The organism is Acinetobacter sp. UBA6720, assembly GCF_002454215.1.
Classification (GTDB): Bacteria; Pseudomonadota; Gammaproteobacteria; order Pseudomonadales; family Moraxellaceae; genus Acinetobacter.
Genome location: NZ_DKIK01000114.1, coordinates 32,338 through 42,516 on the forward strand (window position 1 = coordinate 32,338; position 10,179 = coordinate 42,516).

Below are 10,179 nucleotides of genomic sequence, written 5' to 3' on the forward strand. Positions count from 1 at the left end.
CAGTAATGAAGGTCGTGTTGCAAGTTTCAACAAACGTTTCGCGCGTTTCAAACGCTCACAATAATTTCATTTTTCTTTAAGCTATACGCGTTATAGTAAAGATATCAAGAAGCCTAAGACCTCCTCCAGCTTAGGCTTCTTTTTTTATGTCTTCAATTGCGACAATGACGCTCTAAAATATTTAAGGCTTAAAAAGGCTGTCGAGTAAATAGAATCCTATTCCCAGTACAATCACGCCCACCACTAAACTTGATAACGCATAACTCAAAGCGAGTAGCATTTGCCCCTGTCTCAGTAATTGAAACGTTTCGAGACCAAAACTTGAGAAAGTGGTAAAACCGCCCAATATACCCACCATTAAAAATAAACGTGCTTCTTGTTGAAGTACTGGATATTTTTGACTGAGCGCAAAAAATAGTCCCGCAGTAAAACAACCGATAATATTGATCCACCACGTCGGCCATGGAAAGCTCATATTCGGTTTGAAGAGCAATAAGCCTGCACCATAGCGTAAACAGGCCCCTATTCCACCGCCCAAAGCCACCAAGATCCAATTCATTTAATTGCCCTATTTTTCGCAAAAGCTGTATGGATAAGTCCAAAGTTATCCACAGTTCATCAATACTAGACCTATTAAACCCGAATCAATCTACCGACATCAAGGCTTTTCAAGCTTGAGCCGATTCTTAAAATAAGCTCAAAAGTTTTCTCAAATGCAAAACTCACAAACCTACACTTTTTGGGTATGATGTGAGCATAAATTTAATCGGACATATACACATGGCACAGGTCTTATTGGCTCAGCTTGCAACGGGCGAAGCAAAATTTTCAGATGTACTGGCTTTTATTGAAGCTGCTTATACACATACGCCAACTGCGTTTAAAAATGGTTTACAACACAATGCGGCAACTGAAAACCAAGGCAGTGCCAAAGTGTTTTCGTTTGCACAGCTTCAAGGTCTCGATCAAGCACAAACCTTAAGCTTATTTGCAGAACACTATGCCTCTGTTTTAGCGACACCTGATGCAACGGATCATCAAAATATTCGTCAGTTCATGTTGAATGGTTGGGATGGTATTGCGTTTGATGGTACGGCATTAACCGCAAAATAAAGATAAAAAACCACGTTTAAACAATTTGAACGTGGTTTATCAATAAAATATTTTAAAATTAAGTATCTATAAGCATTTACAGCATATATTAAATAAGTTTCACGTGGAGCAAGACGATATGGTTTGTTCTGTCCTACAATCCTGTCGAACAGCATAGTCTAAAGAACTCGTTTAACCTGATTTATCACTTATCCCTTCACCCGTTCAATCCATTGGATTGAGCTGACACGAAAGACTTCACAAGCGCCATCGCCAGTATCGGTTGGGGTTAAAGAAGACGTCCAGACCAGATCTTTATCTTTGATTTCAACCAAATCACCTTTTAAACGAACCAAGTCACCACGTTTTACATGTTTAATTTGTTTCGCAATTTCAGGGTTGGCTGGAATGATGTGCATATTCGAAACCATCTGCATCGCTTGCTCAGCAGGTACAGGCAGGCGATCAATTTTCCAATTGAGATAACGGTCGTATTGGTTCACAGTAATATGTCGTGCAATTTCAGGCTCAGCAAATAACCCCCAACTCACTGCATAGTCTATCGGTGAAAATTTGGCTTGCTCATCTTCCGAATAGGTCTTTGAACCCAAAATTCGAAAATCCCCTTTAAACGGTTTCAATACAGAAATAGATTGATCCTTTGAGGCTGGTGCAAGACCTTTAGCAATGTTGTAATCTACAGTGGCACTGGCACTAATCGGCAACAGTAAACTTGAGAGTAAACTGAGTAAGATAAATTTAGATTTCATTGCAAACCTCATTCCCATCAACCTAGGAAAATATGAATCAATTTTCATCTTAGTCCAGTTTCCTGAAAAAAAGCTTATGAACTTAGTAACATTGTGAACGAATTATGCAGTCTACTTTTAGCTAGAGCATTTTTCAGTTAGGCTAACCAACAATAAAAAAAGATTCATTCGCTCATGCTTTATAAATATTATCAACAACACATTTTTCCACATGTATTAAATCAGGTCATGCAAGTACCCAGTTTAATGGACAAGCGCCGTGAACTACTTTTACCGATTCAAGGAGAGGTATTGGAAATTGGTTTTGGTACAGGACTGAATCTGCCTTTTTATCAAAATGTCGATACACTCTATGCCCTTGAACCCAGCCCTGAAATTTATCATTTGGCTATAGAGCGGGTACAGGCGGCCTCGTTTGAAGTACATCACTTACAAGCACGGGCAGAAAAGCTACCTTTTGCTGACCGCAGCCTTGAACATGTAGTCAGTACGTGGACGCTGTGTAGTATTGCAGAGCTAGAACAGGCTTTGCTAGAAATATTACGCGTGCTCAAACCCGGCGGTACCTTACATGTAGTGGAGCATGTGTTAAACACCAATAACCTGTATATTCAGCGCCTACAACACTTACTCACGCCTGTGCAAAAGCGTTTAGCGGATGGCTGCCATCTCAATCGAAATATTGAACAGTCCTTAAAAACAGCAGGATTTAATGTGATAGAACAACACTACTTTTATGCTGAGGGAATCCCGAAACTCGGACAACTGATGTACTTTGCTCGTGCGCAAAAACCCAATTAAGATAATCGCAATATTCATATCATGCTGTATTTGAAGTTGTTCGATTGAATGGATATGTTTGTTGCTACTTGGCTTATTCCGCCGTATCAAAGTCGATGCGTACCGTTTCAAAACGTACCCGCCCTGCTTGAATCGCTTGCGCAATGGCCACTTGTCCTTTGGTCAGCCTCGCCCCACCGCTTTTAATATCAATGAGAACAATTTCAATATCTTCCGCTCTCCCCTCACCATCACGCAGGTCGGTATAACCATCAAACACCACATAGTCGACAGGATCTCCCAAAAATTTAGCATCACTGGGTAAGTATTCAAACTGCGGCATAATCGGTGCCAGTTGCTCTGCCATTTTGCCTTTAAGCACCGCTCGACTGGTATTGACACTGCGCTTTTGTGCTTGAGCCAAAGCCTGCTGATGCTCTAATTCTAATTCGGCAATGTAGCGCTCATATTCTGCTTTGATGCGTCCATTTCGGCTGTGACTTAAAATAAGGGTGGTCAAGACCACACCAATTACTGCACCGATCAACATTGCCATCCATATGGACATGGTTTTTTCCTAATTTTGTGCTACTGCTAGCAAGATTTAAGCTTATAACTTTGGTCATGTGTCATATCCAGCACACAAAAGAATGATATGCTAGGGATGAGCAGAATAAAATCATTTAAGGTCATGAAAACGATATTAATTGCAAACCAAAAAGGTGGCTGTGGCAAAACGATAACCGCAATTAATTTAGCGTCAGCACTTGCACAGAAAGGTTATAAGGTCGCATTGGCCGATGCTGATAATCAAAAGTCTGCCCGTCAGTGGTTAAAACAACGCCCTGACCACGTAGCACATATTGAAAGTTTGGATTGGCGTCATGAAAAATCAATTGGTGAAGTCCCTAAAAATATTGAATATTTAATTATTGATGCACCAGGCGCACTGTCTGGTGAACATGCGGAACAACTGGTGAGTGAAGCACATGCAATTGTGACCCCACTGCAACCTTCATTTTTTGATATTGACAGTACACGACGTTTTTTAAAACACTTGCAAGAGATTAAACGTATCCGTAAAGGTAAAGTTCAAATTCTCCTTTTAGCCAATCGGGTCAAAGCCAACAGCGCCAGTGCCAAAGACATTCAAGACTTTTTTGAAAAGATTGAACAGCAACCGATCGCATGGATTTCTGAGCGTACCGCGTATGGTCAATTGGCAATGCAAGGCTTAAGCATATTTGATAAAACACAAAAAAATTATTTAACCATCCAAAGCCAATGGCAACCTTTGCTCAATGCAATTGTCGATGATCCAAGTGCGTGGTTCTAAGGCATTGAAGATAAAGATAAGCCAATGAACTCTGCTTTTATGTTCTGTAATTCACGAGAACTTACCAAGGGTAGATTCTCGTTCGCATTTTTTTCAGTTAATATGACTTTGACCTTAGAGATATAGCAGTGAATACCGTGCAACGATACGCACCAGCCTTACAAAAAGTATTGTTATTTGGACTGATTTTTATTCTGTTCTATTTGAGCTTTCAAGTCCTAAAATACTTTATTGTACCTGTGCTTTGGGCTGCGATTATTGCCTATATCACATGGCCTTTATATCACTCCGTGCAGAAGCTCTGTGGACCGCGTCCGACTTTAAGTGCAACCATTATGATCAGCATGGTTATATTGGTGGTCGGAATTCCATTGACCTTTGCAATCTTTATGCTGCAACACGAAGGTCGGAGCTTATTTTACGAATTACAAAAACAGGTCTTTTCTGGTCACTTAGATGTGCCTCAATTTATCCGTGACTTACCTTTTATCGGTAAGGAAGTCACACGGACCTTAAAAGAAATCAATACTGACCCCAATAGCATCGTACAAAATGTTTCAGGTTGGTTCCAAAGCCACTTAAGCTATGGTCGTTTAGTTCTCAGTGAAATCAGTAAAAATATTTTCAAACTCTGCTTTGCAGTCATGTCTTTATTCTTTTTCTACCGTGATGGACAAACCATTTTAAGTCAGGTTAGCAAGGCACTTGAAATGGTGATTGGACCACGTATTCATCACTATTTAGATACCATTTCTGAAACAACACGCGCCGTGCTGTATGGTGTAGGGCTTACAGCTGTTGCTCAAGCACTCTTGGCAGGCATTAGTTACTTTGTTGCAGGTGTTCCAAATCCAATGGTACTCACCATTGTTACCTTCTTATTTGCGTTGATTCCATTTGGCCCTCCTGTCGCTTATAGTGCCGTATCACTGTGGTTGTTCTCACAAGGTCAAACCATTGAGGCTATAGGTGTGATGGCTTGGGGTGTTTGTGTCGTGAGTACAGCGGACAATGTGATTCGCCCATTGGTGATCTCAGGTGCAACTCAAATTCCATTCTTACTCATCATGTTTGGTGTGCTAGGTGGTTTAGCCAGCTTTGGTATGATCGGTTTATTTATTGGCCCTGTGATCCTAGCCGTGCTGTTAGCTATTTGGCGTGAATGGTTGCATGAGCAGGTCAATGAACCCTTAATGATGCCGAAAGCGACATTAGCTTATGATCCACCTGAAGAGCCATTGGACACGCCAAAAAAATAACTTTAGTGAAATAACTTAAACGCATGCTTTCACCGAGAGCATGCGTTTTTTTATGTCAGATACAAAAACACTGTACGGAGAACATTGAACCCAAGCCTTGCCTTTGTTTGAATGGTTCTGAATTTTAAGGAAAAAGGATCTAATATGTTGTCTTCTACTTTAAAACTAAGTGCGCTCATGGCGTTGATTGGTTTAGGGACTGTGGCATGTAGCACGACTCCAACTGAAAGTAACACGATGGTCAAAAATGTCGATGTTCATGCGGTTTCAACTGCAGGTGTGGGACAAAAAATTGGTACCATTCGTTTTACCGACAGCCCTGCTGGCCTAGTTATTCAAACCAATTTAAGCCAGCTTCCGCCGGGCCCACATGGTTTTCACATCCATGAAAAAGGCTCATGTGATGTGGCTGAAAAAGAAGGGAAACCAGTTGCAGCTTTAGCTGCTGGCGGACATTTTAACCCCGAAAAAGCACCCAACCACGGTACACCGCTCAATGGTCATCTGGGTGATTTACCCATCTTGAATGTCGACTCAGCAGGTAATGCGAAAGTCAATTTACTTGCACCTCGTTTGAGTTTAGCAAACATACAAGGTTTAGCGGTGATGGTGCATGCAGGTGGCGACAACTACTCAGATAGTCCTAAACCACTCGGCGGTGGTGGCGATCGTATCGCGTGTGGTGTAATTCAATAAATCTATCGCATCCTTAGCATGTAAAAAAAAGTGCTTCATATTCGTTTCTGTGGATAAGTTCTGACTTATACACACAACACAGCGGATGAACTTTCTGCTGTGTTTTTATCGCTTTTTACTCTCTTTTTCATGTGATGTTCAATCGCATTAAATTGACAGTATGCTAAAAAACGTTCAGGCTAAAAGCAAAATAAAATCAAGCCTAGACAATGACATCGTGAATAATTTTCGCCTGTGGTTTCAATCTTTTCAGTCCAATGCAATTTTTATGTATTGCCTGCAAATTTTTATCGTGCTGAGTGGTACAACCTTAGGGCTCTACTTTTTAGGACTGGAACAACTGATCGTACCGACGACGTTAGGTGCGATTGCAACTGCCTTAACAGACTTCGATGATCGACTTAGTATTCGTCTCAGAAACCTAGTCTATGTCTGCGTGCTGTTCTTTAGTGTCAGCAGTATTTTAGATTTCCTGCATCCCTATAAATTCATATTCATCACTTACTTATCGCTTTCTAGTGCCTGTTTTATCTTACTGGGGGCACTTGGACAACGCTATGCAGCGATGAGCTTTGGCACCATTTTACTCTCCTTATACAGCATGTTTGGCTTAGGAGAATATTCAGTTTGGTACTTTCAACCCAGTTGTTTTGTCTTGGGCGCATTGTGGTATGGCTGTACCGCCATTGTGTTTTATCTGCTAAAACCAACTTTGGCCGTTCAGGACAATCTAGCACGCTGTTTTAAGCAAATTGCAGATTTACTCAATGCCAAAGCACGTTTGTTTGACCCTGATAATCAAAACAATGTTGAAGCATTACTCTACGACTTATCCTTACAAAACAGCACAATTATTCAAAGCTTTAATAGCACCAAAAGTTCGCTGCTCACTCGACTAAAGGCCTCACGTGCCAACCAAAAGACGATTTATTGGCTGAATTTATACTTTCTGGCTCAAGACATTCATGAGCAAGCCAGCTCTAATTATTTACACTATGAACAGCTACATCAGAACTTCAGCCGTACAGATCTTATTTTCCGTATTCAAAAAAATATTCGGCTGCAGGCCCTTGCCTGTCAGGCATTGGCACGCTGTATTCTCAGCAATCAAATCTATGTCTCAGATCCCAATACGAATCAAGCATTGCTGAATTTACACAGTTCCATGCAAGACTGGATTCGAGACAATCCACATAATATTGAAGTCAAAAATCTACAACTGATTTTAAATAACTTAGACAATGTGCATGAACGCTTTCAACACTTAAATGAACTGCAATTACGCCAAGAGCAACGCTATCAAGAACACATCGACAACCTCAACTTATACGATGATGATATTCATGGTTGGCACGATCTGTGGCTCAAACTCAGCCAACATCTCACCCCGCAGTCGGCACTGTTTCGACATGCGGTACGTATCGCCTTTGTCTTTGCTGTGGGTTATGGCATTTCTCTTCTGCCTTTTGCCCAACATGGCTACTGGATTTTATTGACAGGGTTATTTGTCTGCCAAATGCGTTATTTCGCCACCAAAAGTCGCTTAAAAATGCGAACCTTGGGCACCATTTTAGGGGTGATGTTAGGTATTCCTCTGCTGTATTTCGTCCCAAGTATTGAAGGGCAATTACTGCTGACCATCATTTTTGGGGTGTGCTTTTTCTATCTCAGCTCTAAAAAATATGCCATGGCAACTCTAATGGCAACACTCATGGTACTGCTGATTTTTAATTTAAAAGGTGCAGGCTATGCCATTATTTTACCGAGGATCATGGATACTCTAATGGGTTGCGCCATTGCGTGGTTCGCGGTCAGTTTCATCTGGCCTGATTGGGACTTTCGTAATATTTCCAACACCATAAAAAAAGCTTCTGATAGCACCCTCAACTATTTTGATGCCATTTGTGAACAGTACCAGCAGGGCAAAAACAATAGCATGGCTTATCGCGGAGCACGGCGTGCTGCACACAATGCCCAAACTGAACTTGCAAGCATGATTTCTAGTCTCAGTACTGAACCGAATCCAAACCCAGAACTGATACACCATGCTTTTCGCTACTTGGTATATAGCCACAGTCAACTCAGCTATATTTCTGCTTTGGGCAGCCATCGTGAACTGGTACAAGACAACCAAGTACTGGAACTCATGCTCTGGTGTAAAAACACGCTGAATGACGTACTACTTCAGCATAAGACCTTACCCGAGCGAGAGATTCAACAGAAACTGGCAGAGATCAAATACTTAAACACACAAGAAACAATGAGTCAGCACTTGCACTTGGTACTCAAACAAATCAGCCTACTACTGGAAACCCTACCAGAATTGCTCAAATTGAAAACCGAACTACTCACCCGAGATATTAAATAAGTCATTAAATAATCCATGTCATCCGAAGCCCTCAAAATGTTTCAATTTGGCCCAAATGGCTCAGCTTGGCTATGTATCTTAAATAGTTCATTTTTCTTTCATTCTTGAGTACACTCGAGCTTCATTCTCATAGATTTTTGACCATGAACATTCAGACATTACGTGTTGTAGGATTTTTAGAAGGGATTTCTTTTTTACTGTTGTTATTTATTGCGATGCCAATGAAATACATCTTTGATAACCCGATCCTAGTCAAATATGTCGGTATGGGGCATGGCGTATTATTTATCCTGTTTCTCATCGTGCTGTTTGTAGTCTGTGAAAAGCAAAAATGGTCTTTGAAGATGTTTATTCTAGGTTTGATCGCGTCCATTCTACCCTTTGGGCCTTTTGTATTTGATGCCAAAATTAAAAAACTAGAACCTGAGCAAGCGGAAGCCTGAGTTTTAATACCATTTTTAAATACTGGCTTTAAAAGGATTATTTAAAGCCATAATAAAAAAGCGCCTATTCATCTGAATGGGCGCTTTTTTGATGAGAACTTCGCTAAATTCAGCGAATAAAATCTTAGTAGACACCGCTCTCAAGACGGCTTTGTATCACCTTCTTCACGGTCGCACGTGGAAAACTAAACCACAGGGTAATTAAACTGAGGCAGACCAAACTATAAGCCCAAAGACCAAATTCTACATACGCCATACGCACCAGTTCAATCACGAAGAAAAACGTAAACATCATCAGTACCGAAACGGCTGCGGCAACTGTCCCTTTAGATACTTCAGATGACATCAACGCAAAGCGGTATAACACTGAAAAACTAATACCTTCACCAAAGCTCACCAAAGTCATCCCCACAATCAGTAACGGTAAGAAATAGCTTTGGAAAATCGTGCCGAGCACCACCAACAGCGTACCGATGAACATCAAGGGCAAACCGAGTAACACAGTTTTACCCAGTGCCATTTTGTCGATGACTTTAATCAGCACAATATTACCTAGAATGAGACCACCCAAGACAGGGAACTGCGCCAAGCCGTATTGCATACTGCTCAGGCCAAGTTCCTCGACCAAGATTACGGGTGACAGTGCAATCCACAACATCAATGGCATGGCCACCATAGGCAAACCAAAGGTGAGCGCCAAAAAAGTCTTATTTTTATAGACCGTTTTATAATCATCCCATATATAACGTAGTGGCTTTTTAGGAATACTGTGCTGTGTCGCAGGCATTTTGGCTTTTAAACCAAACCAACTTAAAAAAGCCAAAAAGGCGATGCCAATAAAACCCCAATGCCATGACACATGGTCAATCATAAATGCCCCGACCACAGGACCAAGTAACGGTGCTAGCAAAGAAATATTCGCCATAAGAGCCATGACCTTAATAGCATCACGCTCTTCAAAACTTTCCTGTACTGCGGCATAACCCACCGCAGAAATCATCGACAGCCCCACACCTTGTAAAAAGCGGAGTGCCAAAAAAGACTCAATATTTTGAGTGAGTAAAATTGCAAGGCAGGTCAGCACAAAAAATGCCACACCCGAGAGCAGCACTTTTTTGCGGCCTAAACGGTCTGAAAGTGGCCCAAGCAGCCATGCGACACAGGCACCGCCCAATAAATAAAAAGACATGGACGACGGTGCCCATGCGCTGCTGACCCCAAAATCTTGGGTAATGGCGAGCATGGCAGGTTGGACTAAATCATTACCGATATAGACCGAAAATTCGAATAAAACCAATGCCAAAGGAAACATCAATGTGGCACGGCTTAACTTTAAAGTTTGTACGTTTTGCATTGTTATCTACATATAAAATGCGTACAAGCCTGAGCGAAGTCCGTTGGAGGGAGAGACGACTAAGCCCAATGGCAAGCACTG

At 41.4% G+C, this 10,179-nt stretch carries 11 protein-coding genes and 1 pseudogene; 8 read left to right on the forward strand and 4 right to left on the reverse strand.

Annotation, left to right across the window (positions count from 1 at the left end; all coding sequences use genetic code 11):
* Positions 1 to 64: pseudogene (locus B4F08_RS09925) on the forward strand (50S ribosomal protein L31); the annotation flags it as partial.
* 117 nt (positions 65 to 181) lie between these two features.
* Here B4F08_RS09925 and crcB read toward each other — a convergent pair.
* Entirely contained in the window at positions 182 to 559 is a 378-nt protein-coding gene (gene crcB / locus B4F08_RS09930) for a fluoride efflux transporter CrcB (protein ID WP_291374280.1), read from the reverse strand.
* Between the two features lie 221 nt (positions 560 to 780).
* Between crcB and B4F08_RS09935 the strand changes: the two genes are divergently transcribed.
* On the forward strand, positions 781 to 1,113 hold the full coding sequence (locus tag B4F08_RS09935) for a HopJ type III effector protein (protein WP_086209000.1): 333 nt from the start codon (positions 781 to 783) through the stop codon (positions 1,111 to 1,113).
* Positions 1,114 to 1,301: 188 nt separating this feature from the next.
* Here B4F08_RS09935 and B4F08_RS09940 read toward each other — a convergent pair whose 3' ends face one another.
* Entirely contained in the window at positions 1,302 to 1,862 is a 561-nt protein-coding gene (locus B4F08_RS09940; protein ID WP_086209001.1) for a hypothetical protein, read from the reverse strand.
* A 174-nt stretch (positions 1,863 to 2,036) separates the two neighbouring features.
* Here B4F08_RS09940 and B4F08_RS09945 point away from each other — a divergent pair, with 174 nt between their 5' ends.
* Positions 2,037 to 2,663, forward strand: a complete 627-nt coding sequence (locus B4F08_RS09945) for a class I SAM-dependent methyltransferase (protein ID WP_291374281.1) — start codon at positions 2,037 to 2,039, stop codon at positions 2,661 to 2,663.
* 73 nt (positions 2,664 to 2,736) lie between these two features.
* Here B4F08_RS09945 and B4F08_RS09950 read toward each other — a convergent pair whose 3' ends face one another.
* Positions 2,737 to 3,210 carry a Holliday junction resolvase-like protein gene (locus B4F08_RS09950; protein WP_291374282.1) on the reverse strand — a complete coding sequence of 158 codons (474 nt, stop codon included), beginning with the start codon at positions 3,208 to 3,210 and terminating at the stop codon, positions 2,737 to 2,739.
* A 123-nt stretch (positions 3,211 to 3,333) separates the two neighbouring features.
* Here B4F08_RS09950 and B4F08_RS09955 point away from each other — a divergent pair, with 123 nt between their 5' ends.
* The 5 genes from B4F08_RS09955 (at position 3,334) to B4F08_RS09975 (ending at position 8,744) form a co-directional block, all read left to right on the forward strand.
* Positions 3,334 to 3,978 (forward strand): ParA family protein, encoded by a 645-nt coding sequence (locus B4F08_RS09955; protein ID WP_086209004.1) that lies wholly within the window; start codon positions 3,334 to 3,336, stop codon positions 3,976 to 3,978.
* Positions 3,979 to 4,115: 137 nt separating this feature from the next.
* Positions 4,116 to 5,237: an AI-2E family transporter gene (locus B4F08_RS09960; RefSeq protein ID WP_162900251.1), complete on the forward strand. Its 1,122-nt coding sequence runs from the start codon at positions 4,116 to 4,118 to the stop codon at positions 5,235 to 5,237.
* A gap of 144 nt (positions 5,238 to 5,381) precedes the next feature.
* On the forward strand, positions 5,382 to 5,933 hold the full coding sequence (gene sodC, locus B4F08_RS09965; protein WP_086209006.1) for a superoxide dismutase family protein: 552 nt from the start codon (positions 5,382 to 5,384) through the stop codon (positions 5,931 to 5,933).
* Positions 5,934 to 6,150: 217 nt separating this feature from the next.
* On the forward strand, positions 6,151 to 8,301 hold the full coding sequence (yccS, locus tag B4F08_RS09970) for a YccS family putative transporter (RefSeq protein WP_291374283.1): 2,151 nt from the start codon (positions 6,151 to 6,153) through the stop codon (positions 8,299 to 8,301).
* A gap of 143 nt (positions 8,302 to 8,444) precedes the next feature.
* Positions 8,445 to 8,744, forward strand: a complete 300-nt coding sequence (locus B4F08_RS09975) for a DUF3817 domain-containing protein (protein ID WP_087527333.1) — start codon at positions 8,445 to 8,447, stop codon at positions 8,742 to 8,744.
* A 124-nt stretch (positions 8,745 to 8,868) separates the two neighbouring features.
* Here the strand turns inward: B4F08_RS09975 and B4F08_RS09980 are convergent, their stop codons facing one another.
* Positions 8,869 to 10,098 (reverse strand): MFS transporter, encoded by a 1,230-nt coding sequence (locus tag B4F08_RS09980; RefSeq protein ID WP_086209007.1) that lies wholly within the window; start codon positions 10,096 to 10,098, stop codon positions 8,869 to 8,871.
* Between the last annotated feature and the right edge of the window lie 81 nt (positions 10,099 to 10,179).

What these genes read in the sequence shown, in the direction of transcription:
- crcB (WP_291374280.1), bottom strand. Translation starts at nt 559, where the DNA reads ATGAATTGGATCTTGGTGGCTTTGGGCGGTGGAATAGGGGCCTGTTTA.
- B4F08_RS09980 (WP_086209007.1), bottom strand. Translation starts at nt 10,098, where the DNA reads ATGCAAAACGTACAAACTTTAAAGTTAAGCCGTGCCACATTGATGTTT.
- sodC (WP_086209006.1), top strand. Translation starts at nt 5,382, where the DNA reads ATGTTGTCTTCTACTTTAAAACTAAGTGCGCTCATGGCGTTGATTGGT.
- B4F08_RS09935 (WP_086209000.1), top strand. Translation starts at nt 781, where the DNA reads ATGGCACAGGTCTTATTGGCTCAGCTTGCAACGGGCGAAGCAAAATTT.
- B4F08_RS09950 (WP_291374282.1), bottom strand. Translation starts at nt 3,210, where the DNA reads ATGTCCATATGGATGGCAATGTTGATCGGTGCAGTAATTGGTGTGGTC.
- B4F08_RS09945 (WP_291374281.1), top strand. Translation starts at nt 2,037, where the DNA reads ATGCTTTATAAATATTATCAACAACACATTTTTCCACATGTATTAAAT.
- B4F08_RS09955 (WP_086209004.1), top strand. Translation starts at nt 3,334, where the DNA reads ATGAAAACGATATTAATTGCAAACCAAAAAGGTGGCTGTGGCAAAACG.
- B4F08_RS09940 (WP_086209001.1), bottom strand. Translation starts at nt 1,862, where the DNA reads ATGAAATCTAAATTTATCTTACTCAGTTTACTCTCAAGTTTACTGTTG.
- B4F08_RS09975 (WP_087527333.1), top strand. Translation starts at nt 8,445, where the DNA reads ATGAACATTCAGACATTACGTGTTGTAGGATTTTTAGAAGGGATTTCT.